The following is a 22,697-nucleotide window of genomic DNA, read 5'->3' on the forward strand; positions in this document are numbered from 1 at the left end:
TGGTCGCAGCTCAGAAGGTATGCCGCGTACGGTAGTTGGGCACACCGCAGGAGCAGACCGTGCGGCGAGTGGGGGCGACAGACACAGTGGCCAACGACGTTTTCGACTTCTCACCCGGGGCGCAGATCCCGATCCAGGGGTCAGGCGGCCAGTCGGTGGCGACCAACGCCCTGGCTTCGGCCGCGTACCGGGACAGTCCGGTGGAGGCGATCCTCGACGCCAACAGCGAGTGGCACAAGTCGTCGGTGAAGGCGGGCGCCTCCAAGCTCTTCAAGTCCGACTACTTCAAGCCGAATCTGGGGGAGGCGTTCTCCCGGGCCGTGCAGACGCGGATGCTCGGCGGCTCCCGGGCCGCGCTCATCCAGTCCTTCGGCACCGATCCGCAGACGGTGGTGGAGCACTGCCTCTCGGCGACCAACCTCCGTAAGGCGCGCGACACCCGGCTCACGCTGATCACCGGGGTGTTCGGCTTCCTGTTCCTGCCGGGGATGATCCTCTGGGTCATCGCGTTCCGGATCAAGGACGCGCTCGCCAAGTCCAAGGACGCCGCGTTCCGGGCGGTCGGCACGGTGCTGCTGGCCGCGTTCGGGGTGGGCGCGCTGATCCTGCTGTGGAAGCTGCCGACGGACGGCTTCTGGCCGCTCTACGTCCGGGGGGCGATCGTCGCCCCGGTGATCGGCTGGTTCCTCGCCAAGCGCGTCGCGGAGACCTCCGCCCAGGATCTGCGGGCCCGCTGGGAAGGGCTGCTCTCCGGCACCGGGGTGATCGCCAAGATCCCCGAGGCGGTGCCGAAGAACCCCAACGAGACCGCGCGCGAGGCGCTGCGCCAGGGGCTGGAGAAGCTCTCGGCGGAGCAGCAGTCCAACGCGGTCTTCTACGCCGGCCCCAAGGGCATCCTGGGCATGGGCACCCGGTGGGGCAGCTGGCAGCTGGCCGAGGAGCTGACGCCGAAGGACCCGACGAAGGAGATCCACCAGTTCCGCAGCTGGGACCTGGTCCGGATCATCCACGACCAGCTGAAGATGCTGGAGCGCGGCCCGCTCAACACCGGCGGCTTCCCCAAGCCGTCCGTGAAGCACTGGATCGTCTCCCCCATCGGGGAGAACGCCGACTCCGTCTCCCGCCCCGACGGCGAGGACGTGGCGACCTTCCAGGTGAAGCCGCACGAGATACAGCGGATCTGCAACCACCAGCAGTTCGGCAGCGGCGACCGGCACTATCTGGGCGTGCAGTTCACGCTCTGGGACGGCCAGCTGGTCATCACCATGATGATCACGGTCACCGTGCTCCACGAGACCCTGCGCATCGAGGTCACCGGCCATGCGCTGGGCCCGGTGCACGGGCTGTTCTTCGCCAAGCCCGCCGCCCGTACGAAGACGGTCAACAAGACCGTGCGGTTCTGGGAGACCCGGGACATCCAGCTGCCGGTCGTGGAGGCGCGGGAGGTCGTCCGGCTGGCGCTGCGGGCGCCCTTCACCTGGTATCCGCCGATCCTGGACTACCTGGGCGGCAAGATAGTGCTGCCGGAGCCCTTCGGACTGCGGCACGCCTGGGCCGCCAAGCCATGGAACCACCGCTTCATGGCGGACGACGCGATGCGGGCGGCCACCCCGGTGCTGCGGGTGGTCCACTCGGCGGCGATGCGCGTCCTGCAGGAGAACGGTGTGGACACCGAGCGCTTCGACAGCCGCTCGATGGTCCTGAGCGGCCTCGTCCAGGACCCGGCCCCGCGCAAGGCCGACGTGTACGACGCGTAGCGAAGGCGCGTACGCAACGGGAAGGGCCCCGCCGGCACGACCGGCGGGGCCCTTCCTCGGGTACGGGACTGCTCGCCCGCCCCCTCCGCGTCCGTAGGCCGCGGGCTCAGCCCGTCGGCCAGGCGTCGGCCAGCATCTTCCGGGTGTCGCCCAGCAGCTGCGGCAGCACCTTGGTGTGGCCGATGACCGGCATGAAGTTGGTGTCCCCGCCCCAGCGCGGCACCAGGTGCTGGTGCAGATGGGCGGCGATCCCGGCCCCGGCGACCGAACCCTGGTTCATCCCGATGTTGAAGCCGTGCGCCCCCGAGGCGGCGCGCAGGGCCGCCATCGCCCGCTTGGTGAAGTCCGCCAGCTCGGCCGTCTCCGGACCGTCCAGCTCGGTGTAGTCGGCCACGTGCCGGTAGGGGACGACCATGAGGTGCCCGCCGTTGTACGGGTAGAGGTTCAGCACCGCGTAGACGCGCTCGCCGCGCGCCACCACGAGCCCGTCCTCGTCGGATTTCGCCGGAATCGAACAGAACGGACAGCCGTCCTCGGCCCCCGGGCCGCTCGGCTTGTCCTGGCCCTGGATGTACGCCATCCGATGGGGTGTCCACAGACGCTGAAACGCGTCCGGCGTCCCCACGCCGATCTGCTGCTCCGGCTCACTCGTCATGCCGATCAGCATATTGCGTCACCCGCACGGACCGTGTCGCCGGGGCCGCGCCGCTCCCCCGCCCGCGATGCTGAGGCGATGAGCGACCGACCCGGCCCCGAGGCGACCGCGCGGCTGACCCGCTGGGAGCAGCACACGGAGGTGCCCCTGTTCGTCGCGGGGCTGCTCTTCCTCACCGGGTACGCGGTCCGGGTGCTGGCCCCGCACGACGCCCAGCCGTGGCACGACATCTCGCTGGCCCTGGTCTGGTCGACCTGGCTGCTCTTCCTCGCCGACTATGTGACGCGGCTGCGGCTCAGCGGTCTGCGCTCCCGCTTCCCGCGCGTCCACTGGCTCGACACCGCGGTCCTCCTCCTGCCGCTGCTGCGACCGCTGCGGATGGTGCAGGTCTACCAGGCGGTGCAGCGGCGCCACGACCGGCCGCGGCTGGACCTGTACGCGCGGGTGATGGCGTACGCGGGCATGACCGCCGTCCTGCTCGGCTTCGCCGCCTCGCTCGCGGTCTACCACCTGGAGCACCGGGCCCCGGGCGCCTCGATCCGTACGTTCGGGGACGCGGTGTGGTGGGCGTGCGCGACGCTCACGACGGTCGGCTACGGGGACGCCACCCCGGTCACGTTCTGGGGGCGGGTGGTCGCGGCGGGGCTGATGGCGTGCGGCCTGGCACTGCTGGGCGCGGTGACGGGGTCGTTCTCGTCCTGGCTGATCCAGGTGTTCGCCCGGGAGGACGAGAAACGGCCCCCGGAGCGGGGTTAGCGCTCCGGGGGCCGCGACCGGCGGCGGGATCAGACCTGGACTCGGTCCTCGACGGCCTTGGCGATCTTGGCGATGGCCTCGTCGACCGGGACGCCGTTCTCCTGCGAACCGTCGCGGTAGCGGAAGGAGACAGCACCGTTGGCCATGTCCTCATCACCGGCGATGATCATGAACGGGACCTTGTTCTTCTGCTGGTTGCGGATCTTCTTCTGCATCCGGTCCGAGGAGGCGTCCACGTCCACCCGCAGCCCCTGCTTGCGCGCCTTGGCGGCGAACTCCTGGAGGTAGGGGATGTGGGTGTCACCGATCGGGATGCCGACGGCCTGGACCGGGGCGAGCCAGACCGGGAAGGCGCCCGCGTAGTGCTCCAGGAGCACGGCGAAGAACCGCTCGATGGACCCGAACAGGGCGCGGTGGATCATCACCGGGCGCTGCTTGGAGCCGTCCGGGCCGGTGTACTCCAGGTCGAAGCGCTCCGGCAGGTTGAAGTCGAGCTGCACGGTCGACATCTGCCAGGTGCGGCCGATGGCGTCCTTGCACTGCACGGAGATCTTCGGGCCGTAGAACGCGGCGCCGCCCGGGTCCGGGACCAGCGGCAGGCCCTGCTTCTCGGCGACCTGGCGGAGCGTCTCGGTGGCCTCCTCCCAGGTCTCGTCGGAGCCGACGTACTTCTCCGGGTCCTTGGTGGACAGCTCCAGGTAGAAGTCGGTGAGCCCGTAGTCGCGGAGCAGGTTCAGCACGAAGGTGAGCGTGCGGTCCAGCTCCTGGGCCATCTGCTCCTTGGTGCAGTAGATGTGGGCGTCGTCCTGCGTGAAGCCGCGCGAGCGGGTCAGGCCGTGCACGACGCCCGACTTCTCGTACCGGTACACCGTGCCGAACTCGAAGAGGCGCAGCGGCAGTTCGCGGTAGGAGCGGCCGCGCGCGTCGAAGATCAGGTTGTGCATCGGGCAGTTCATCGGCTTGAGGTAGTAGTCCACCCCGTCGTCGAGCTGCATGGGCGGGTACATGCCGTCGGCGTACCAGTCCAGGTGGCCGGACTGCTCGAAGAGCTTGCCCTTGGTGGCGTGCGGGCTGTAGACGAACTCGTAGCCCTCCTCCTCGTGCCGGCGGCGCGAGTAGTCCTCCATGGCCCGGCGGATGACACCCCCCTTGGGGTGGAAGACCGCGAGACCGGGGCCGATCTGGTCGGGGAAGGAGAAGAGGTCCAGCTCGTTGCCGAGCTTGCGGTGGTCGCGCTTGGCGGCCTCCTCCAGGAACTCCAGGTGCGCCTTCAGCTCGTCCTTGGTGGGCCAGGCGGTGCCGTAGATGCGCTGGAGCATCGGGTTCTTCTCGCTGCCGCGCCAGTACGCCGCCGCGTTCCGCATCAGCTTGAACGCCGGGATGAACCGGGTGGTCGGCAGGTGCGGACCCCGGCAGAGGTCCTTCCAGCACAGCTCACCGGTCTTGGCGTCCAGGTTGTCGTAGATGGTCAGCTCGCCGCCGCCCACCTCGACGTTCGCGCCGTCCTCGGAGGAGGCGGAGCCCTTGATGCCGATCAGCTCCAGCTTGTACGGCTCGTCGGCCAGCTCCTCGCGGGCGTCCTCGTCGGAGACCACGCGGCGGGAGAACTTCTGGCCCCGCTTCTGGATCTCCTGCATCTTCTTCTCGACGGCCTTGAGGTCCTCGGGGGTGAACGGCTTCTCGACGTCGAAGTCGTAGTAGAAGCCGTCCTTGACCGGCGGGCCGATGCCGAGCTTGGCCTCGGGGAACAGCTCCTGCACGGCCTGGGCCATGACGTGCGCGGTGGAGTGGCGCAGGATGTCGAGGCCGTCCGGGGAGGAGATCTCCACGGGCTCGACGCTCTCTCCGTCCTGGAGCACGTACGAGAGGTCCTTCAGCTCGCCGCCGACGCGCGCGGCGACGACGGTGCGCTGACCGGGGAAGAGCTCACCGGCGGTCGTGCCCGTCGTCACCACGTGCTCTTCCCGCTCGGAATCGCGTTGGATGATCACACGGACGTCTGACACCGGTCTCTCCTGACTGAGGGGGATGCCTGCCTTGATCTGGCAATGCAAGACGAATCGTACCGAGCCCTCAGCCCCCGATGCGAACGCCTTCCGGGCCGCCCTACGGCTCCTCCCCCGCGCACGCCTCCTCGAAGAAGTCCACGTTCTCCTGGAGCGCCTTCATCAGCCGGTCCCGCTCCGCCTCGTCGACCTGGACGGGCGCGACCTGCGAGGCCCCGGTGAGCCGCCGGAAGCCGCCGCGCCGCTCAAGACGTCCCTCCACCCGCAGCGGCAGCCCGACCAGGTGGGCGTGGCCCGCGATGCGGTACGCCTCCTCGTCCAGCTCCACCCGCACGTGCGCGACCTCCGCCCCCGCGAGCACCCGCAGCCGTACGATCCCGGGTCCGCGCGGCCCCGAGCGGCGCAGCCGGACCACCGCGCCGGTGATCCGGACCGGGACGGCGGGCTCCTCGCGCAGGTAGCGGGCCCCGGCGGAGCGCAGGGCGGGCAGGTCGCCCGGGGAGAACTCGACGGGCGCGGGGCGGGCCGGGCAGCCGTCCGGGGTGCCGGCGGCGGGCGCCCACCGCACATCGATCCCGGCCCCCTCGGTGCCGCGCACCAGGGCCACCAGCGCCTCGGTCAGCTCCCGGCTGACCCCCGCCGCCACCGCGCTGTCGAACGCCTCCATGCCCCCGGTCGCCCGCTGGTAGTCCACCGCCTCCCGGGTGGCGTGCAGGGCGTGGCAGAGCTGGACGGCGACGGCCCGCCCGGAGTCGACGGGGACGAACGCGGTGATCCGGCGGCCGCCCGGCGCGGGCCCGATGAGAGCGGAGTCCGCCGCCGCGCGGGCCTTCGCGCGGCGGCGGGCCCCGTGGTATCCGGCCCGGCCGCGTGCCGCGAGCGCCCCGGCGAGGAGGATCTGCCGGGCCGCCGAGCGCAGCTCCTCCGCCTCCGCCCACCCGGAGGCGCCCGCCGCCCCGGCCGCCGTCTCGGGGACCTCCCGCCACCAGCGGATCTCGTCGCTGGGCACCGCCAGGGCCACCAGGACGTCCCGGGCGGAGGGCGCGGCGCTGCGCGAGAGCGCGGTGAGCGCCTCGGAGAGCAGGTCGTCGGCATCGGGGAAGGCCGCGTTCTCCGGGACGAGCAGGCCGGCGCCGGCGGTCGTGCCGGGCGGGGACCAGCGGCTGTAGCGCCCGGCCGCCCCGCCGCGCCGCTGCCAGCCGTACCGGTCCAGGAGCGCGGTGAGCACGGCCGGGTCCGGGAGCGGGTTCCCCTCGCCGCCCGGGTCGGCGTACTCCCTGCTCATGGCCGGATGCGACCGGGCGCCGGGCAGCTCCACCGGGCCCCGGGGTTCGTCCGTCGACCGGTGCATCAGGGTCTCCCTCCGGCCCCGACCCGGGCCATGATGTCGCAGAGTGCGCGGTCGTCGAAGACCCGTGAGGTCGGAATACGCACGGTGGTCCGGTACCGGCCCGTCACCGCGTGGCCGGCCAGGTTGGTCCAGTAGCAGCAGTGCCGCAGGTCAAGGCTGCCGGGCCCGGCGCGCAGCCACTCGTCCTGGCTGCGCGGCACGATCATCACCACCAGGATCTTGTGGACCGCGACCGGGGTGCGGGCCAGCTTGACGAGATGGGCGTTGTCGAGGGTGAAGGAGAACGCCCCGCCCGCCGGGTGCGGCGGTATCTGGTAGGTGCACTTGAGCTGCACCTTGATGGTCACTTCGTCGTCGACGGTGTGGGCGGCGGCGCCGTGGCTGACGTGCCAGTCGATGCCGTTGTCGGGGAAGGGCTGGGAGAGCGAGCAGCCCGCCGCGGCGGCGACGGCGTGCAGATAGCCCACCTGGAGGGTCTCCATACAGGCGGTGGTGGCGAGGGAGCCGCGCAGCGGTGCGGTGCGCCGTTCCACCGGCCCGAACCCTTCGGCGCGGGCGGGCGGCCCCCCGGGGTCGGGCTGTGCGAGCGCCATGGCTCCGTTGCCTTCCGGACGTGCCGTCAGAGGTGGGAGATCGGGAACGAGGTCGGAGAGGACGGAGGAGGGAGACGGCGCCGGGAAGAAGTGCGCCGGAGACGGCCGGGATGCAACTCCCCTGCCCCTCACCTGTGTTGTCACCGCAGGAGAACGCCCGCAAACGGCGTATCAGGCAAACGGCACGGGTATCACCGATATCGGGCAGAGGAATCATTCCATCTGCCGTGCAGGTGCGAGGAGTTCGGGGATGATGCACTGGTTCGAAGGGCCGCTGGCCGCTTTTGACACGGAGACGACAGGCGTGGACGTCGAGCAGGACCGGATCGTTTCGGCCGCTCTCGTCGCGCAGGACACGACGGGCGGGCGCGTCCGCACCACCCGCTGGCTGGTCAACCCGGGCATCCCGGTGCCCGTGGGGGCCACCGAGATCCACGGTCTGACGGACGATCATCTGCAGCGCAACGGCCGCTGGCCCGCGCCGGTGGTGGACGAGGTCGCCCGTTCGCTGGCCGAGAGCTGCGCGACGGGCCGGCCGCTGGTCGTGATGAACGCGCCGTTCGACCTGACCCTGCTGGACCGCGAACTGAAGCGGCACCGCGCCTCGTCGATGGCGGGGTACCTGGCGGACGTGCCGCTGCGCGTGATCGACCCCCGGGTGCTGGACAAGCACCTGGACCGCTACCGCAAGGGCCGCCGCACGCTCAAGGATCTGTGCGAGCTGTACGAGGTGCCGCTCGACGGCGCCCACGACGCGGCGGCCGACGCCACGGCCTCCCTGCTTCTCGTGCGGGCGATATGCCGGCGCTTCTCCTCGCGGCTGGAGCGGCTCTCCCCCGCCGAGCTGCACACCCTCCAGGCGACCTGGCACGCGGCCCAGGCGCGCGGCCTGGAGGCGTGGTTCACCAAGAGCGGGACCCCGGAGGCGGTGGATCCGGCGTGGCCGCTGCGCCCGGCGCTGCCCGCCGCCGCGTAACCGGCCGACGGCCCGGACATGCGAAAGCCGGTCCGCCGTGATGCTGGCGGACCGGCTTTCCCCGGTGGGCGATACTGGGTTCGAACCAGTGACCTCTTCGGTGTGAACGAAGCGCTCTCCCACTGAGCTAATCGCCCGGGAACGGGTTGAACCATACAGGCCTCGGCGGGCTTCGTTCAAACCGCTTCCGCCCGCGCGGCCCAGGAGCCGGCCGGGGGACGTACACAGGCGCGGAAACGCGGAAACTGAGTATCCGAGCGCATGTACGAGGCCGGGGGCCGGGGCCACACTCCCGTACATGGAACACGTGCCGCCGCCCGCCGAGGAACTGGCGCTCCTCGACCGAGAACTGGCCCAGCTCGACGCCCGCCGCGCCCAGTTGCTGACCCGCCGCGCCTGGCTGGTCGCCGCGTTGCGGCCGACGGCTCCGGACGCCCCGCGCTGGAGCACCCCGCCCCTGGGCCACGGCTGGGCCCCTGCTCAGCCGTGGGGGGCCGCCCCGACGGCCGCGAAGCCCTCCACGCCGCGCAGCGCGCAGAACGTGCTCCTGACGCTGGGCGGGCTGCTGCTGACGGTCGCGGCCGTCGCGTTCACCCTGGTCAGCTGGGGCTCGATGGGCATCGGCGGCCGGGCGGCCGTCCTGGCGCTGGTGACCGCGGCCGCCCTCGCGGCCCCCGCGCTCCTGCTGCGCCGGAAGCTTGCGGCCACGGCGGAGGCGCTGGCCGCGCTCGCCCTGGTGCTGACGCTCCTGGACGCGTACGCGATCCACGCGGTGGCGACACCGGACGCCGACGGGCTCACGTTCACGGCCATCGCATCGGCGGTGCTCGCGGCCCTCTGGACGGCCTACGGCCTGTCGCTGGGCAAGCTGCACCTGCCGCTGCCCGCCGCCGTGTTCTTCGTCCAGTGGCCGCTGCTGCTGGGCGCCGGGGCGGCCGGGGCGCCGGCGCTCGTGGTCGGCTGGGCGCTGCTGGCGACGGCCGTGCTGGACGGGGCGATCGTCCTGTGGGGCAAGGGTCTCGGCGTACGGGTCACGGCGGGCATCGGCCTGGCGGTGACGGGGTCCGCCGCGCTGCTCACGGGGCTCGGCGAGTCACTGACGGCCGACGGCACGCTCGGCGCGGTCCTGCCGGGCCTGCTGCTGCTGACGGCCGCCGCGGCGGCGCTGGCCGGGGCATGGCGGGCCCCGGGCGGCTACGCGCGGCTGGGCGGCGCGGTGGCCGGTCTGGCTGGGGTGGCGGCGGCCGGCGGGGTGCTGCGGGCGGCGGTGCCGGGCGCGTGGCACGTGCCGGTGTATCTGCTCTGCGGGCTGGCCCTGCTCTCCGTCGTACGGGTACGGGTGCCGCGCGCCGCCGGGCGCGGGGTGCTGCTGGCGTCGGGTGCGGTGGTGGCCGGTGCGCTGGTGTGGGCGCTGCCCGGGGTCGCGGCGGTGCTGCTGGGACCGGTCCAGCTGGTGGCCGGGGTGTGGGCGGGGGCGCCGGACGGGTTCCGGGGTGCGCTGGGCGAGGCGATGGCGTGGCCGGAGCAGGCCGCGGCCCCACTGGCCCTCGCGGTGGTGGCCGGAGGCCTGGGCGCCGCGTACCGCTGGTGGCCGACGCTGGTGCGGCTCGCCGCTCCGCTGGCCGCCCCGGGCGTGAAGGCGCGCGACGCGGCGGGCGCGGGGGCGCTGGCCCTCGGCTGGGGCGCCGTGCTGCTGGCGGCGGCGACCCTGGGGGTTCCGTACCCGGTCGCGGTGGCGTTGGAGACGGTGCTCGTGGCGGGGCTGCTGACGGTGGCGGTACTGGGTGCCGGCCGGGGCGCGGGGATGGCTGGGGCCGGTTCCGGTGCGGCCGGTGCCGGTACTGGTGTTCCTGGTGCCGGTTCCGGCTCGGGTGCGGGTCCCGGCGGGGCGGCGGGTGGCTCGGAGCCGTACGCCGGGACAGCGGGTGCCGGTGCCGGCCCCGGTGGCGCGACGGGCCGACGCGGTCCGTCCGCCGTGGCGGTGACCGCGCTGGTGCTGGCGGTCGGCGGGGCGGTGAGCCTGGGGCTGCTGTCGCTGGCGGCGGAGGGGGCGACGTACGCGGTGCTCGGGGCGCTGGTGGTGCTCTTCGCCGGGGCGGCGCTGCGGATGCGCCCGGTGGTGGAGCGGGCCGTGCTCGCGGTGGCCGCGGTGGTGTGGGGCACGGCCCTGACCGGGTGCGTGGCCGGGTCCCTGGGGCTCGCCCCGCACGAGGCGGCCCCGCTGCTGCTCGTGGTGCCCGCGGTGACGGTGCTGCTGGGGGCCCGGCTGCGGAACCACCCGGTGGCGCTGCCGGTGGAGCTGGCCGGCGGGCTGGGCGCGCTGGCGGCCATCGGTCTCGCGGTGCCCCGGGCGCCGTTCCTGGCCCTGGTGCTCGCCCTGTGCGGGGTGCTGGCGGCCGGGGCGGCGGTGCGCCCGGAGCGGCGGCCCGTGGCGGGATACCTGGCGGCGGTGCTGTTCGTGACGGCGACCTGGGTGCGGCTGGCGGCGTCGGACGTGTCGGCCCCGGAGGCGTACACCCTGCCCGTGACCGTCCCCGCCCTGGTGATCGGCGTCCTGCGCCGGCGCAAGGACCCCGAGGCGTCCTCCTGGACGGCGTACGGGCCGGGGCTCGCGGCGACGCTGCTGCCGAGCCTGGCCGTGGCCTGGGGCGACCCCGACTGGCAGCGGCCGCTGCTGCTGGGCGTGGCGGCGCTGGTGATCACGCTGCTGGGGGCGAAGTACCGGGTCCAGGCTCCGCTGCTGCTCGGCGGCGCCGTCCTGGCCCTGGTCACCCTGCACGAGCTGGCCCCGTACGTCGTCCAGGTGGCCGGTGCGCTGCCGCGCTGGCTGCCCCCGGCGCTGGCCGGAATGCTGTTGCTGGCCGTGGGTGCCACGTACGAGCAGCGGCTGCGGGACGCGCGGAGGCTGAAGGACGTGCTGGGCCGGATGCGGTGAGCCCCTGTTGCCCGCCCCCCCCCGTGCGACGGGGGGGCGGGCAACGCAACGGCCCCCGAGACTTCGGAAAGTCTCGGGGGCCGTTGTCCGGGTGGGCGATACTGGGTTCGAACCAGTGACCTCTTCGGTGTGAACGAAGCGCTCTCCCACTGAGCTAATCGCCCGGGCGCACGGCAAACATTACCCCATGTCAGCGGTGGTCCCGACCGCCCCGGCGCCGCTTCCGCGCGCTACTCGTCGATGGTCCACGGCAGGACGAGCCCGAACTTCCAGACGTAGATCCCGACCAGCACGGCCATGATCACCAGGCCCACGGTGGTGAGGATGATGTTGCGCCGCCGGACCTTGGGGTCGAGGGCCCGCTGGGCGGCCTCGGTGACCTTGCGCTTCGTCCAGCGCAGGACCAGCTGGGCCCAGACGAACTCGGTCGCCCAGATCGCCATGCCACCGAAGATCACCAGCCAGCCGGGCCCCGGCAGCACCAGCATCAGCACGCCGGCCACGACCACGCCCAGGCCGACGACGAAGACGCCGACCTGCCAGCTCAGGTGGAGCGGCCTCGACGCCTTGATGAAGCCCGGCGCCCGCGATCCCAGCTCCCGTTCCGCCTTGCCCGTGCCCCCCGGGGCGGAGGCCGCGACCGCCTGTTCGGCGGTCCCGGTCCGCTCGTCACTCTCCGCGTTCATGAAGCTCAACCTACCCGAACCGTCACCTTCACTTGAATGGACGCATGACTCAAAGTTACACACCGCTGGACGAGGGACCCGAAGCATCACAAATGGGTCAGAGGGGTTTACAACGCCACCGTAGGTGGCATGTCGATTTCGCCGACGTGCGAATCCCCGAGCGCACACTGAGCGAAAGGCCCTGGCGCTTATGAACACCACGGTCAGCTGCGAGCTGCACCTGCGCCTCGTTGTGTCGAGCGAGTCCTCACTGCCTGTTCCCGCGGGCCTGCGGTATGACACGGCCGATCCCTATGCCGTGCACGCCACCTTCCACACCGGAGCGGAGGAGACGGTCGAGTGGGTTTTCGCCCGTGACCTCCTTGCCGAGGGGCTGCACCGGCCCACCGGCACCGGAGACGTCCGCGTCTGGCCATCCCGGAGTCACGGCCAAGGCGTCGTCTGCATCGCACTGAGTTCCCCGGAGGGCGAAGCCCTGCTCGAGGCTCCGGCGCGAGCCCTGGAGTCGTTTCTGAAAAGAACCGACGCCGCGGTTCCGCCCGGCACCGAGCATCGGCACTTCGACCTCGACACGGAACTCTCCCACATCCTGGCCGAGAGCTAGCCAGGCCGAGAACTGCCGACGCCGTCCGACTCGGGGAGACGGCGTCGCGCGGACAACCGCATAGGGCTGACCCAGGCGCCGTCGCCGCGGAACCCACCGCGGCGGCGGCGCCCGGGCGTGCGCCCCGGGGTCCGGCGGGCGTGCCCGCTCCCCCGCGGGTCCGCACCGGGCCGGGGAACGGGGGCGGGCAAGCCAGTAGAGTCAGCCGCCATCGGCAGGCGCCCGTCTGCCGGAGGCCAGGGAGCGAAGCGTGCTGATCCCCCACGACACCCGGATCGCCCTCGACACGGTGGTCGATCTGGTGAACACCGCACCGGAGAGCGAGCCGCCCGAGGACGGCCCGGCGGACGGACTCGTGGACGGCCCGGAGGACGGGCTCGACGATGTCGCGGCGCTGTACGCCTTCGCCGAGAAGCACCAGATCAGCGGCGTCGGCGCCCTCGGCGAGAAGGACCTCGGAGCCGTACGGGACGTCCGGAGCCGGTTCGCGGAGGTCTTCGCCGCATCCGACGCCCGTACCGCCGCCGACCTGGTCAACCGGCTCGTCGCCGCGGCCGGGACCACGCCCCAGCTCACCGACCACGACGGCTACGACTGGCATGTGCACTACTTCGCGCCGGACGCCTCGCTCGCCGACCATCTCGCGGCCGACTGCGGCATGGCCCTGGCCTTCATCATCGTGGCCGGCGAGCAGGAGCGGCTGCGGCGGTGCGAGGCGCCCGGCTGCGGCCGCGCCTTCGTCGATCTCTCGCGCAACCGCTCCCGCCGCTACTGCTCCAGCCGCACCTGCGGCAACCGGCTCCACGTCGCCGCCTACCGGGCCCGCCGCCGGGAGGCCGGTTCATAACAGGAAGAGGTCGTGCAGCGCCGCCATCAGCAGCAGGCTCCCGATCACCGTGAGGAAGATCATCAGGGGTGGCTGGGAGAGCGCGAAGAGGCAGCCACGGGGCTCTTCGGCGGGGTCGGCCATGGGTGCGGGGACTTCGCCCCGGGATGTGTCCACCATTTCGGGGCGATCATGACGCACCCGGGACCCGGTTGGCGATCAACCTGCCCCCTTTCCGCGGGAGTTCACCGTCCCGTGGTGCTCAGGATTCGCTCCGGCGTCCGAGATGCCGTCAGGCATTCGGGCCTCCGCCGCGGAAACGGCCCGCTCCGGATGCCGTGTCTCAGATGCCGTGCTTCTTGAGGATCGCCTCGATGTCGCTGAAGTCGTCGGCGGGAGCCGCGGCCTCCTGCCGCCTCTTCGGCTTCGCCGCCGCTCCCCCGGCCGCCGGCCGGGCCTGGCCCGCGGTGGAGCCCGCGCCGAGCGAGGGCGTGGAGGCGCCCGGGGCGACGGCCTCGTCGTGCTCGGCGGCGCGTGCGGCCCTGCGCTCGGCGCGCGTCGTACCGCTGCGGCGCTCGATCGCCCGGGTGGTCATGAAGAGCAGCCAGGAGAGGCCGAGCACACCGAAGCCGATCCAGACGCTCGGCTTGAACGCGATGCCCGAGACCCACGCGACGACCCCGGTCAGGACCAGCCCGAGCGGGACGAGGGAGTAGGCGGCGATCCTGGCCGCGGTGAGGAACCGTTTGCGGTAGGCGGTGATCGCGGCGATGCCCAGGCCTGCCGCCGACGCCGCGGAACAGATGGTCTCGGCAAGCATCGGGGCCTCCAGCCGCGTGGGGAAACGTCCCTTCCATCCTGCACCGACGACCGGCTCCGGGGCCACGGCGCCGGTCCACTTCAGGGACATTTCAGGGCCGGGCTCCTCCGCAGGTGCCGGTCACGGCCCTCGGCCCCGGGTGCGGATGGGGAGTTGTCGGCCCGGCCTGGAAGACTGGCCGCATGAGCGATTCCACCCCCGCGGCACCGGTCGTCCTCGACGTCTGGTGCGACCTCCAATGCCCCGACTGCCACCGGGCCCTCGGTGACGTCCGCGCCCTGCGCGCCCGGTACGGCGACCGTGTCGACATCCGGCTGCGGCACTTCCCGCTGGAGAAGCACAAGTACGCCTACGCCGCCGCGCAGGCCGCCGAGGAGGCCGCCGCCCAGGGGCAGGACTGGCCGTACATCGAGGCGCTGCTCGCCAGGACCGAGGACCTCGGCAAGGGCGGTGAGCCGGTGCTGCTCGACGTGGCGCGTGAGCTGGGCCTGGACGCGGAGGAGTTCGACACCGCGCTCATCGACGGCCGCCACCTGCTGATCGTCGACGCCGACCAGGCCGAGGGCAAGGCGATCGGGGTCACCGGCACGCCCACCTATGTGGTCGGTGACGAGCGGCTGGACGGCGGCACGAGCCAGGAGGGGCTGCGCGGGCGGATCGAGGAGATCGTCGACCGGCTCCTGGCCGACCGGGGCTGACGCCGGACGCCCCGGCTCCGCGCCGTACCGCCCCACCCCCGCCGCGCCGCAGCCCGGCTGCGCACCGCCCCTCCGCCGCCCCGGCCGGAGGCGCTCCGCCGTACGCCCTGCCACCGCCGTCCGGCCGCAGCGGCTACAGCGCCTTCGCCAGGTTGTACCGCGTCGTCGCGTAGCCGAGGGACTCGTACAGGCGCAGCGCGGGGGTGTTGGCGGCGAAGACGTGCAGGCCGAGGTGGTCGTGGCCCCAGGAGCGGGTCTCGTCCCCGGCCAGAAGCATCAGGGCCCGCCCGAAGCCGCGGCCCCGGTGCTCCTCGCGCACCTCGACGTCGAAGACGAACCCGGCGGTCCGGCCCGGCTCCAGCTCCCGCAGGGCCAGCCAGACGTGGCCGACCACCGCGCCTCCGTGGACGAGCACCCGGAACCGTACGTTCTCGGTGGCCAGCCCGTCCGGGAGGTTCCCCGCGTGGTCGGCCTCGGACTTGAGCCGGGCGTGCTCGGGCGGCACGCCCCGGTCGACCCATTCCTGGGCGTACGAGCGCACCGCCTCGCCCAGCCACTCCGCGTACTCCTGCTCGCTCATCGGGCGCGAGCCGAGCCCTTCGGGGAGCGGGACGCTCTCCGGGCCGAGGGTCTTGACCATGTTGCGGCTGCGTTCGGTGTAGCCGAGGGCGGCCGCCAGCCGCCGGGCGGGCTCGTTCTCGGCCGGGATCTCGGTCCGCACATGGGTGCAGCCCCACCCGCGCAGCACCTCCTCGGCCGCGAGCACGGCGATGGTGCCCCGGCCGCGCCGACGCCGCGCCTCGTCGACGTTCAGGGAGCGCACCACCCCGGCCGAGGCGCCGAACGCGTCGTCCGTGCTGATCGATACGGCGCCGACGGGCAGGCCGTTGTCGCAGACGTCGTAGCTGCGCGCCCGCGCCCCGGCGGCGCCTTCCTGAAGCGGCCCGGACGGCCGGAGTGTCGTGGTCACCAAGGGTTTGTATCCCCTGGACGGGCGCACGTCACGCGCTTTTCCGGCCCGACCGGAAAGGGCCTACCGGCCGGGCCGGCTCATCAGGGCCGCGTGTCGGGGCTCGCGGGCCAGGTTCCACGGGCGAGGCGGGCCTACGGATCGAGGTCGTTCCCGGCCCGCTCGTCGAAGATCCGCATGGCCTTCGCCGTCACCGGCCCGGGCTCCGGCGCCAGTTCCCGGTCGTCCACGCGGTGCACGGCCTGGATGTCGCGGAGCGTGGAGGTCAGGAAGATCTCGTCGGCCTCGGCCAGCACCTCCATCGGCAGATCGCTCTCCTCGGCGCCGGTCCACTCCACGGCCAGGGCGCGGGTGATCCCGGCGAGGCACCCGGAGGCGACCGGCGGGGTGTGGATCCTGCCGTCCAGCACGACGAACACGTTGGAGCCGGTCCCCTCGCAGAGCCGGCCGGCCGTGTTCGGGAAGAGCGCCTCGGAGGCGCCCCGCTCGCGGGCCCGGGCGAGGGCGACGACGTTCTCCGCGTACGAGGTGGTCTTGAGCCCGGTGAGCGCGCCGCGTTCGTTACGGGTCCAGGGGACCGTGATCACCGCGGTGGTGTCCGGGCGGCGGCTCACCCCGTCCAGCGCGACGACGAGGCTGGGCCCCGCGGTGCCCCGGTCGGAGCCGAGCGGGGAGAGGCCGCCGGTGTAGGTGATCCGCAGCCGCCCGAGGGGGACGGGGTTGGCGTCGACGACCGCCGTCACGGCCCGGCGGATCTCGTCCAGGTCCGGGGCGGGCAGGCCGAGGCCGCGCGCGGAGCGGGTGAGGCGGTCGAGGTGGCGGGTGAGCGCGAAGGGCCTGCCCCCGGTGGTGCGGACCGTCTCGAAGATGCCGTCGCCCACGGTCAGCCCGTGGTCGAGCACCGACAGCCGGGCGTCGTCGGCGTCCCGCAGTCCGCCGTTGACCCAGATCCTCATGACGTGGTCCTTCCTGTCTGCCCGAACCCGGTCTGCTCGAACGTGCCCGACGCTACAGCCAGCAGCCGCGACGCCTTCAGCTCGGTCTCGTCCCACTCCCGCTCCGGGTCGGAGCCCCAGGTGATCCCGGCCCCCGTCCCGAACCGCAGAAGCGGCCCGGGGCCGGACCGGTCGATCCAGAAGGTCCTTATGCCCACGGCCAGGGAGGCCGTCCCCCGGTCGGCGTCGACCCAGCCGACCGCACCGCAGTACGGCCCGCGCGGGGACCGCTCCAGCTCCTCGATGATCCGCAGCGCGCTGGACTTCGGCGCGCCGGTGACGGAGCCGGGCGGAAAGGCCGCCGCGAGCAGCTCCGGCCACCCCGCGCCCTCGGCCAGTTCGCCGCGCACGGTGGAGACGAGGTGGACGAGGCCCGGGTGCTTCTCGACCACGCAGAGGTCGGGGACGGTGACGCTGCCGGTGGCGCAGACCCGGCCCAGGTCGTTGCGGACCAGGTCCACGATCATCACGTTCTCGGCGTGGTCCTTCTCCAGCAGGTCCGCCTCGGTCCGCCCGGTCCCCTTGATCGGCCCGGACTCGACGGTCCGCCCGTTCCGGCGCAGGAACAGCTCCGGGGACGCGGTGGCGACCTCCACCCCGTGGCCGGGGAGGCGGATCGTTCCTGCGTACGGTGCCGGGTTGCCGCGCGCGAGCAGGGCGGTCAGGGCGTCCACGTCGGCCCGGCCGGGCTCGGCCTCGGGCAGCGGGGCGGAGAGGACGCGGCAGAGATTGGCCTGGTAGACCTCGCCCGCCGCGATGTGTTCACGGATCCGCCGTACCCCCGCCGTGTAGGCGTCACGGTCCAGCGAGGTCGTCCACTCCCCGCCCCCGGGCCCACGCCAGGCTCCGGGCACGGGGGCGGGCACCTCCTCCCTGCGTACGGAGGAGAAGCGGGCGCAGACCGTACGGCCCTCGAAATCCGCGCAGACCGCCCAGAAGCCGGACGAGTCGAGAGCGGCGGGATCGTTGGTCACGTCCTGGAGACCGGAGGCGACGAGGCCGCCGAAGCGGGCCATGGGAGCGAGGGGGAACACTCTGCTGAGTCTAGGACCGCCCGCGGTGACCTGCGTCGGGGCGAAGGCACGGCGGCGGACGGCGGCGGTACGGCGACCATCTGCGCAAACGCGTTTTTGTACTGGCCCGGGAATCCGCTAGAGTTCAACACGTCGCCGGGACGCGCAAGCGGAACGGGAAAGACAAGCGGACGTAGCTCAGTTGGTAGAGCGCAACCTTGCCAAGGTTGAGGTCGCCAGTTCGAACCTGGTCGTCCGCTCGCAGAAGGTGGGGGTTCTTCCCGGACTCCCATCCCTGGTGGAGTGGCCGAGAGGCGAGGCAACGGCCTGCAAAGCCGTCTACACGGGTTCAAATCCCGTCTCCACCTCCAAGGACGATTAGCTCAGCGGGAGAGCGCTTCCCTGACACGGAAGAGGTCACTGGTTCAATCCCAGTATCGTCCACTGATCCGCAAGGATCACCGGTCCGTAAGGATCACCCGCGCGATTAGCTCAGCGGGAGAGCGCTTCCCTGACACGGAAGAGGTCACTGGTTCAATCCCAGTATCGCGCACGCAGTACACAGCGGTACGCACAGAGTCATTCCCGCGCGATTAGCTCAGCGGGAGAGCGCTTCCCTGACACGGAAGAGGTCACTGGTTCAATCCCAGTATCGCGCACCACCGAGAACCCCCGGTCGTCTCCACGACCGGGGGTTCTTCCGTCGTGCCGGTGGCCGGTCAGGACGAGAAGAGCATCCGGCCGAAGCCCTTCTGACGGCGGTGGCCGTAGTGCCCGCCGTAACCGGCACCGTGCTGCGGGGCGCCCCAGGCGGGGCCGTGGACGGGAGGGGCCGCCTGCGGGTAGGGCTGCTGCGGGGCGGGCGGCGGGGGCGGGGCCTGCTGGGCCCACTGCGACTCCAGGCGGGTCAGCGACTCCAGCTCGCCGTAGTCGAGGAATATCCCCCGGCAGCCGCTGCACTGCTCGATCTGGACGCCGTTGCGGTTGTACGTGTGCATCTGCGCGTGACACTTGGGGCACTGCATCATTCGGCTCGGCTCCTCGCCCTCGTCGTGCCGCCGCCGGAATGCCCGTCCGGCCGCGGTCGGTTCAGCCTACGACGCGGACCCGGCCGCCAACTCGGGTGGGAACGTAGCGATTCGGGCACAGGAATCGATCATCAGCTGTTCCATCTCGTCCGGCTCCCGCCCCTCCGCGGCGCACTTGGCGAGGGCGACGGCGGCCGTCTGGACCGTCAGCGCGCGGGCGGGGACGTCGAGTCGCGGCCAGGGGTCGCCCTCGGCCGGCACCGCGGGTCCCCCGGCGGACCGGTAGGCCTCCAGGAACAGCAGCCAGTCCTCGGGGGCCAGCACCCCGGCCGCGTACCAGGCGGCGGGCCGGGCCAGGTCCCAGGCCGGGTCGCCCCACCCCGCGTCGTCCACGTCGATGAGCAGCCAGGGCCCGTCCGGGGCGGGGTGGCGCACGAGCTGCCCGAGGTGCAGGTCTCCGTGGCAGAGGAAGCGCGCCCGCCCGGCAGGGGGCGCGGCCTCGCCCCGGGCCCACCCCGGCAGGGCACACCACGCGGCCCGTACGGGGAGGGTCGCGCCGCCCCCGGGCAGTGCGGCGTTCATCCGCGCGACCGCCCGGGCCGCCTTGACCGGACCGCGCATCGGCGGGAGCGGGGCCGGCAGGGACGGGACGGTCCGGTGGAGTCGGGCGAGGAGGGTCGCGGCCCCGGACCAGGGGGCGGCGTGCGGAGCCTTGGGGTCGACGGGGGCTCCGTACGGCCAGAAGGTGACGGGCCGGGAGGCGGTCTCCGCCGTACCGGCCGGGCCGGGTGCGGTGAGCGGTGCGAGGAGGATGCCGGTCAGCTGCGGCGCGGCGGCCAGGGCGAGCCGGGCCGCCAGGGCCTCGCGGTCGCTGTCCGCGGCGTGCGCCTTGGCGACGACCGGCCCGCTGCGGACGACGGTGCCGTCCGCCCGGTCCGCCAGAAGCCGCGGCGGCTCGCAGGCGCAGGAGCTGCCGCCGGGGGCGCCGGGCGGGTGGTGGAGACGGTGCGCGAGGAGGCCCAGTTCGCGGATCACGGGGGCGGGGGTGGGGGTGGGCGTGGAGGGTTCTGGAGTCGGAGCGGGGGCCGGGGGCTCCGGGGGCCCTGCCCCGGGGGACGCCGGTCCAGGGGACGCCGCTCCGGGGGACGGGGGTTCGCGGTCGTCTGAGGTCGAGGGCGAGGTGGTACGCAACGGTTCCCCCGGCGTCGGTCGGGCCCGGCCCTGCCGCCGGTCACCGGTCGAGCGTACGCTGCAGGCGGGGTGGAGGCCGGTAGAGGCGCCGGGTGAGGTGGGGTGAGGTGAGGTGCGTACGGCCGGGGTGGGCGGCCCGTACCGCCGGCGCGGGTCTCCCGACGGGGGGCGGGACCGCCCGCCGGGAGACGCGGGACCGCCCGTCGGGAGGCGCAGGACCGCCCGACGGGAGACGGGGCGCAGCCTGGCGGGAGGCCCAGGGCCGCACGCCTACAGAAGCAGGGCTCCCCGGCAGGAGGCGCAGTCCCAACCAGGCGGAACAAAGCGGAGCTGCCCGGCAGGAGATGCAGGGCCGCCCGGCTGCCGGAGCCGGGCTGTCCGGCGGGCGGAACGGGGCGTCCGCCCGGCGGAACCGGCCCTGACAGCGCGATGTCCGGTCAGCTCCCCAGCTGACCGGACAAACGCTGCCGTCCGCCGCACCCCCGTCCCCACGGGGCTATTGGCCCGATACCCGGGTCCGGACCGCTCTTCCGGACCCTGGGCGCCGCTCAGCGCCCCAGCATCACCGCCACGGACGACGCCTGTGTGACCACCGCGTCCCAGCCGCCGAAGACGACCGCGAGCAGGGCCGCCAGGGGAAGGACCATGGCCGTCGCCACCAAGGGGTGGCGCGTGCCGGACGGGCGGGCGCCGAACGCGGCGTAGGCCTTGCGTCCCTGCGTGCGGATCATGGTCCGCGTTGCCGTGTCCGACATGGTTCCTCTCCTGACCTGATGGGGAGCGACGGGCGTGTGACCTCGGGGGACGAGTGCTGCGCCCGCCGCTTGACCTCAACATTAGGTAACCGGCGGGCACCGGGCGTCATGCCCGCGTACCCAATCCCGGGCCTCCCGGAGGATGAGCCGTCACCCGTCCGCGTACTCCCCTGGGTGGAGACGGGCCGGCCGGCCTTGGGGTCATCCCGGAGGGGACGGAGGGGGAAACCGCCCCGGGGGAGGCTCCCGGCGGGTGACTTCACTCACTCCGGGCACCCTCCTTCGGAGGGTGTGTGGTGCTCCGCGGCGCCCTCCCGGAGCCGTCGTCGTGGGCCCGCGGCCGATGACCCCACCCCCTCCGGCAGACCTATACCGGCCATGATGGCTTGATACAACACCCCTTGTTCGAAAGGCCCTTGTCGCCCCGCTCGGGCCGACGGACCCGGAACCGCCGCTCCCTGACCGGCCTTCACCTCTCCCGCCGGGCACGGACAATCGAATCCCCGGCGAGGGCGCGGCCTCTGAGCGCACCGGGCGCGGGGTACGTAAGCTGTGCCTCGTCAGGCGGACCAGGCAGCGGGGATGGGCAGACGATGGCGATGATGCGGCTCCGGCGCGAGGACCCGCGTCTCGTCGGCTCGTTCCGGCTGCACCGACGGCTCGGCGCCGGCGGCATGGGGGTGGTCTACCTCGGCTCCGACCGGCGCGGTCAGCGGGTGGCGCTCAAGGTGATCCGGCCCGACCTGGCCGAGGACCAGGAGTTCCGTTCGCGGTTCGCCCGCGAGGTGTCGGCGGCGCGGCGGATCCGCGGTGGCTGTACGGCCCGGCTGGTCGCCGCCGATCTGGAGGCCGACCGCCCGTGGTTCGCCACGCAGTACGTCCCCGGCCCCTCGCTGCACGACAAGGTGGCCGAGGAGGGGCCCCTGTCCGCCGCCGAGGTGGCCTCGATCGGTGCGGCGCTCTCCGAGGGCCTGGTCGCGGTGCACGAGGCCGGGGTGGTCCACCGGGACCTGAAGCCGTCGAACATCCTGCTCTCCCCCAAGGGCCCCCGCATCATCGACTTCGGCATCGCCTGGGCGACCGGGGCCAGCACGCTGACCCATGTCGGTACGGCGGTGGGATCGCCCGGCTTCCTCGCGCCCGAGCAGGTCCGGGGCGCGGCGGTGACCCCTGCGACGGACGTCTTCTCGCTCGGTGCCACCCTGGCCTACGCGGCGATGGCCGACTCCCCCTTCGGGCACGGCAGTTCCGAGGTGATGCTCTACCGCGTCGTGCACGAGGAGGCGCAGCTCCACGGGGTGCACGACGCGCTGGCCCCCCTGATCCGCGCCTGCCTCGCCAAGGACCCGGAGGAGCGGCCGAGCACGCTCCAACTCTCCATGCGGCTCAAGGAGATCGCGGCGCGCGAGGCCCAGGGCCTCCACGAGGGGCGGCCCCCCGTCCAGCGCTCGGCCCAGGACGCGGACCGGCCCACCGGCCGTCTCGACGGCCCGTACACCGAGCAGCAGACCCGCCGCGCCGAAGGCCCGTCCTCGGCCGGCCGCCCGCAGCAGGGCCGCCGCCCCGGTCCCTCGCGTTCGGGGGCGCCGCGCACCGGTGGGTCCCGGCCGCAGCGGCCGCGCGGCACCACGGGTTCCGGGAAGCGGCCGGGCAGCACGACCAGCGGACGGCCGGGCACCCGGCCCGGGGCCCGTACCACGTCGGCGGGACGCCGTCCGGCCAATCCGCGGCTGCTCCGCCAGCGGCTGGTGGTCTTCGTGGTGGTGACGCTGCTGGTGGCCCTCGGGATCGCGGCGGCCCAGGGGTGCCAGGGGCCGGCGCGTGGACTGGGCGGCGGGAGCGGGCATGCCGTCAGCGTGTCGCAGGAGCGGAAGCGGGAGCGCGCGCCGGAGCAGGAGCGGGAACGGGAACGTGCGCCGGAGCAGGTGCTGACGCGGGGACAGGCGCAGGTGCCGGTGTCCGCTCAGGGGGTGTAGGGAGAGCGGGTGCCCGGGTCCGGGGGCGGCCTTCGTCGTACCGGGGGCTCCGGCTCGCGTCCCGTACCGCTGTCCCCGTCCTTCCGGCGCCCGTCCCGTGCCGGTG

Annotated in this window: 21 protein-coding genes and 7 tRNA genes; 13 read left to right on the forward strand and 15 right to left on the reverse strand. The window is 73.3% G+C overall.

Annotated features, from left to right (window positions below; genetic code table 11):
* The first annotated feature begins 86 nt into the window (after positions 1–86).
* Positions 87–1,757, forward strand: a complete 1,671-nt coding sequence (locus ACQ9ZG_RS04330; RefSeq protein WP_028420074.1) for an AbeC-like domain-containing protein — start codon at positions 87–89, stop codon at positions 1,755–1,757.
* 106 nt (positions 1,758–1,863) lie between these two features.
* On the opposite strand, the gene ACQ9ZG_RS04335 is transcribed toward ACQ9ZG_RS04330, so the two are convergent.
* On the reverse strand, positions 1,864–2,424 hold the full coding sequence (locus ACQ9ZG_RS04335) for an HIT family protein (protein WP_028420073.1): 561 nt from the start codon (positions 2,422–2,424) through the stop codon (positions 1,864–1,866).
* A gap of 66 nt (positions 2,425–2,490) precedes the next feature.
* Between ACQ9ZG_RS04335 and ACQ9ZG_RS04340 the strand changes: the two genes are divergently transcribed.
* Positions 2,491–3,168, forward strand: coding sequence for a potassium channel family protein (locus tag ACQ9ZG_RS04340; RefSeq protein WP_109917179.1), 678 nt, complete (start codon positions 2,491–2,493; stop codon positions 3,166–3,168).
* Between the two features lie 29 nt (positions 3,169–3,197).
* Here ACQ9ZG_RS04340 and thrS read toward each other — a convergent pair whose 3' ends face one another.
* The 3 genes from thrS to ACQ9ZG_RS04355 form a co-directional block, all read right to left on the reverse strand.
* Complete coding sequence (thrS, locus tag ACQ9ZG_RS04345) at positions 3,198–5,174, reverse strand: threonine--tRNA ligase (protein ID WP_084996357.1); 1,977 nt, start codon at positions 5,172–5,174, stop codon at positions 3,198–3,200.
* Between the two features lie 100 nt (positions 5,175–5,274).
* Complete coding sequence (locus ACQ9ZG_RS04350; RefSeq protein WP_499279942.1) at positions 5,275–6,525, reverse strand: hypothetical protein; 1,251 nt, start codon at positions 6,523–6,525, stop codon at positions 5,275–5,277.
* A complete protein-coding gene (locus tag ACQ9ZG_RS04355) occupies positions 6,525–7,118 on the reverse strand; it encodes a DUF4365 domain-containing protein (protein ID WP_084996355.1) in 594 nt (197 codons plus the stop codon). The genes ACQ9ZG_RS04350 and ACQ9ZG_RS04355 overlap by 1 nt, the downstream gene beginning before the upstream one ends.
* A gap of 250 nt (positions 7,119–7,368) precedes the next feature.
* On the opposite strand from ACQ9ZG_RS04355, the gene ACQ9ZG_RS04360 reads away from it, so the two are divergent.
* Positions 7,369–8,094, forward strand: coding sequence for a 3'-5' exonuclease (locus ACQ9ZG_RS04360; protein ID WP_109914081.1), 726 nt, complete (start codon positions 7,369–7,371; stop codon positions 8,092–8,094).
* A 65-nt stretch (positions 8,095–8,159) separates the two neighbouring features.
* On the opposite strand, the gene ACQ9ZG_RS04365 is transcribed toward ACQ9ZG_RS04360, so the two are convergent.
* A tRNA-Val gene (locus ACQ9ZG_RS04365) sits at positions 8,160–8,231 on the reverse strand.
* 161 nt (positions 8,232–8,392) lie between these two features.
* Between ACQ9ZG_RS04365 and ACQ9ZG_RS04370 the strand changes: the two genes are divergently transcribed.
* Positions 8,393–11,029, forward strand: coding sequence for an SCO7613 C-terminal domain-containing membrane protein (locus ACQ9ZG_RS04370; protein ID WP_499279944.1), 2,637 nt, complete (start codon positions 8,393–8,395; stop codon positions 11,027–11,029).
* Positions 11,030–11,121: 92 nt separating this feature from the next.
* Here ACQ9ZG_RS04370 and ACQ9ZG_RS04375 read toward each other — a convergent pair.
* A tRNA-Val gene (locus ACQ9ZG_RS04375) sits at positions 11,122–11,193 on the reverse strand.
* A 66-nt stretch (positions 11,194–11,259) separates the two neighbouring features.
* Positions 11,260–11,715 carry a TIGR02611 family protein gene (locus tag ACQ9ZG_RS04380; protein WP_018490276.1) on the reverse strand — a complete coding sequence of 152 codons (456 nt, stop codon included), beginning with the start codon at positions 11,713–11,715 and terminating at the stop codon, positions 11,260–11,262.
* A 190-nt stretch (positions 11,716–11,905) separates the two neighbouring features.
* On the opposite strand from ACQ9ZG_RS04380, the gene ACQ9ZG_RS04385 reads away from it, so the two are divergent.
* Positions 11,906–12,319 (forward strand): SsgA family sporulation/cell division regulator, encoded by a 414-nt coding sequence (locus ACQ9ZG_RS04385; RefSeq protein ID WP_003959770.1) that lies wholly within the window; start codon positions 11,906–11,908, stop codon positions 12,317–12,319.
* Positions 12,320–12,569: 250 nt separating this feature from the next.
* Positions 12,570–13,166 carry a CGNR zinc finger domain-containing protein gene (locus tag ACQ9ZG_RS04390; RefSeq protein ID WP_109914609.1) on the forward strand — a complete coding sequence of 199 codons (597 nt, stop codon included), beginning with the start codon at positions 12,570–12,572 and terminating at the stop codon, positions 13,164–13,166.
* On the opposite strand, the gene ACQ9ZG_RS04395 is transcribed toward ACQ9ZG_RS04390, so the two are convergent.
* Both ACQ9ZG_RS04395 and ACQ9ZG_RS04400 read right to left on the reverse strand, forming a co-directional pair.
* The gene (locus ACQ9ZG_RS04395) at positions 13,161–13,325 is read right to left on the reverse strand and encodes a hypothetical protein (RefSeq protein ID WP_165272149.1); all 165 of its coding nucleotides are present in this window, start codon (positions 13,323–13,325) and stop codon (positions 13,161–13,163) included. The genes ACQ9ZG_RS04390 and ACQ9ZG_RS04395 overlap by 6 nt on opposite strands.
* A 163-nt stretch (positions 13,326–13,488) precedes the next feature.
* Positions 13,489–13,965, reverse strand: coding sequence for a hypothetical protein (locus ACQ9ZG_RS04400; RefSeq protein WP_084997246.1), 477 nt, complete (start codon positions 13,963–13,965; stop codon positions 13,489–13,491).
* A 182-nt stretch (positions 13,966–14,147) separates the two neighbouring features.
* Here ACQ9ZG_RS04400 and ACQ9ZG_RS04405 point away from each other — a divergent pair, with 182 nt between their 5' ends.
* A complete protein-coding gene (locus ACQ9ZG_RS04405) occupies positions 14,148–14,663 on the forward strand; it encodes a DsbA family protein (protein ID WP_109914704.1) in 516 nt (171 codons plus the stop codon).
* 133 nt (positions 14,664–14,796) lie between these two features.
* Here ACQ9ZG_RS04405 and ACQ9ZG_RS04410 read toward each other — a convergent pair whose 3' ends face one another.
* The 3 genes from ACQ9ZG_RS04410 to ACQ9ZG_RS04420 form a co-directional block, all read right to left on the reverse strand.
* Positions 14,797–15,633, reverse strand: a complete 837-nt coding sequence (locus ACQ9ZG_RS04410) for a GNAT family N-acetyltransferase (protein ID WP_109916588.1) — start codon at positions 15,631–15,633, stop codon at positions 14,797–14,799.
* 134 nt (positions 15,634–15,767) lie between these two features.
* Positions 15,768–16,589, reverse strand: a complete 822-nt coding sequence (locus ACQ9ZG_RS04415) for an aminotransferase class IV (RefSeq protein ID WP_109916589.1) — start codon at positions 16,587–16,589, stop codon at positions 15,768–15,770.
* On the reverse strand, positions 16,586–17,644 hold the full coding sequence (locus tag ACQ9ZG_RS04420) for a chorismate-binding protein (RefSeq protein WP_084996349.1): 1,059 nt from the start codon (positions 17,642–17,644) through the stop codon (positions 16,586–16,588). The genes ACQ9ZG_RS04415 and ACQ9ZG_RS04420 overlap by 4 nt, the downstream gene beginning before the upstream one ends.
* 184 nt (positions 17,645–17,828) lie before the next feature.
* On the opposite strand from ACQ9ZG_RS04420, the gene ACQ9ZG_RS04425 reads away from it, so the two are divergent.
* From ACQ9ZG_RS04425 to ACQ9ZG_RS04445, 5 genes are all read left to right on the forward strand, one after another.
* Positions 17,829–17,901 (forward strand) — tRNA-Gly (locus ACQ9ZG_RS04425).
* Positions 17,902–17,938: 37 nt separating this feature from the next.
* Positions 17,939–18,012 (forward strand) — tRNA-Cys (locus ACQ9ZG_RS04430).
* A gap of 1 nt (position 18,013) precedes the next feature.
* Positions 18,014–18,085, forward strand: a tRNA-Val gene (locus ACQ9ZG_RS04435).
* Positions 18,086–18,122: 37 nt separating this feature from the next.
* Positions 18,123–18,194: transfer RNA gene (locus ACQ9ZG_RS04440), tRNA-Val, on the forward strand.
* 34 nt (positions 18,195–18,228) lie between these two features.
* Positions 18,229–18,303: transfer RNA gene (locus tag ACQ9ZG_RS04445), tRNA-Val, on the forward strand.
* Positions 18,304–18,360: 57 nt separating this feature from the next.
* Here the strand turns inward: ACQ9ZG_RS04445 and ACQ9ZG_RS04450 are convergent.
* From ACQ9ZG_RS04450 to ACQ9ZG_RS04460, 3 genes are all read right to left on the reverse strand, one after another.
* Positions 18,361–18,669, reverse strand: coding sequence for a TFIIB-type zinc ribbon-containing protein (locus ACQ9ZG_RS04450; RefSeq protein ID WP_018490462.1), 309 nt, complete (start codon positions 18,667–18,669; stop codon positions 18,361–18,363).
* A gap of 66 nt (positions 18,670–18,735) precedes the next feature.
* A complete protein-coding gene (locus tag ACQ9ZG_RS04455; protein ID WP_499279945.1) occupies positions 18,736–19,704 on the reverse strand; it encodes a phosphotransferase in 969 nt (322 codons plus the stop codon).
* Between the two features lie 704 nt (positions 19,705–20,408).
* Positions 20,409–20,615: a hypothetical protein gene (locus tag ACQ9ZG_RS04460; protein WP_018490464.1), complete on the reverse strand. Its 207-nt coding sequence runs from the start codon at positions 20,613–20,615 to the stop codon at positions 20,409–20,411.
* A 593-nt stretch (positions 20,616–21,208) separates the two neighbouring features.
* Between ACQ9ZG_RS04460 and ACQ9ZG_RS04465 the strand changes: the two genes are divergently transcribed.
* A complete protein-coding gene (locus ACQ9ZG_RS04465; RefSeq protein WP_499279946.1) occupies positions 21,209–22,591 on the forward strand; it encodes a protein kinase domain-containing protein in 1,383 nt (460 codons plus the stop codon).
* Positions 22,592–22,697: the final 106 nt, after the last annotated feature.

Origin of the sequence: Streptomyces araujoniae (assembly GCF_050871195.1) — a bacterium.
Taxonomy (GTDB): Bacteria; Actinomycetota; Actinomycetes; order Streptomycetales; family Streptomycetaceae; genus Streptomyces; species Streptomyces bacillaris.

Excerpts from the sequence above, each read along its gene's own strand:
- ACQ9ZG_RS04335 (WP_028420073.1), bottom strand. The coding sequence starts at position 2,424 with ATGCTGATCGGCATGACGAGTGAGCCGGAGCAGCAGATCGGCGTGGGG.
- ACQ9ZG_RS04340 (WP_109917179.1), top strand. The coding sequence starts at position 2,491 with ATGAGCGACCGACCCGGCCCCGAGGCGACCGCGCGGCTGACCCGCTGG.
- ACQ9ZG_RS04350 (WP_499279942.1), bottom strand. The coding sequence starts at position 6,525 with ATGCACCGGTCGACGGACGAACCCCGGGGCCCGGTGGAGCTGCCCGGC.
- ACQ9ZG_RS04355 (WP_084996355.1), bottom strand. The coding sequence starts at position 7,118 with ATGGCGCTCGCACAGCCCGACCCCGGGGGGCCGCCCGCCCGCGCCGAA.
- ACQ9ZG_RS04360 (WP_109914081.1), top strand. The coding sequence starts at position 7,369 with ATGATGCACTGGTTCGAAGGGCCGCTGGCCGCTTTTGACACGGAGACG.
- ACQ9ZG_RS04370 (WP_499279944.1), top strand. The coding sequence starts at position 8,393 with ATGGAACACGTGCCGCCGCCCGCCGAGGAACTGGCGCTCCTCGACCGA.
- ACQ9ZG_RS04380 (WP_018490276.1), bottom strand. The coding sequence starts at position 11,715 with ATGAACGCGGAGAGTGACGAGCGGACCGGGACCGCCGAACAGGCGGTC.
- ACQ9ZG_RS04385 (WP_003959770.1), top strand. The coding sequence starts at position 11,906 with ATGAACACCACGGTCAGCTGCGAGCTGCACCTGCGCCTCGTTGTGTCG.
- ACQ9ZG_RS04395 (WP_165272149.1), bottom strand. The coding sequence starts at position 13,325 with ATGGTGGACACATCCCGGGGCGAAGTCCCCGCACCCATGGCCGACCCC.
- ACQ9ZG_RS04400 (WP_084997246.1), bottom strand. The coding sequence starts at position 13,965 with ATGCTTGCCGAGACCATCTGTTCCGCGGCGTCGGCGGCAGGCCTGGGC.
- ACQ9ZG_RS04405 (WP_109914704.1), top strand. The coding sequence starts at position 14,148 with ATGAGCGATTCCACCCCCGCGGCACCGGTCGTCCTCGACGTCTGGTGC.
- ACQ9ZG_RS04415 (WP_109916589.1), bottom strand. The coding sequence starts at position 16,589 with ATGAGGATCTGGGTCAACGGCGGACTGCGGGACGCCGACGACGCCCGG.
- ACQ9ZG_RS04420 (WP_084996349.1), bottom strand. The coding sequence starts at position 17,644 with ATGGCCCGCTTCGGCGGCCTCGTCGCCTCCGGTCTCCAGGACGTGACC.
- ACQ9ZG_RS04450 (WP_018490462.1), bottom strand. The coding sequence starts at position 18,669 with ATGATGCAGTGCCCCAAGTGTCACGCGCAGATGCACACGTACAACCGC.
- ACQ9ZG_RS04460 (WP_018490464.1), bottom strand. The coding sequence starts at position 20,615 with ATGTCGGACACGGCAACGCGGACCATGATCCGCACGCAGGGACGCAAG.
- ACQ9ZG_RS04465 (WP_499279946.1), top strand. The coding sequence starts at position 21,209 with ATGGCGATGATGCGGCTCCGGCGCGAGGACCCGCGTCTCGTCGGCTCG.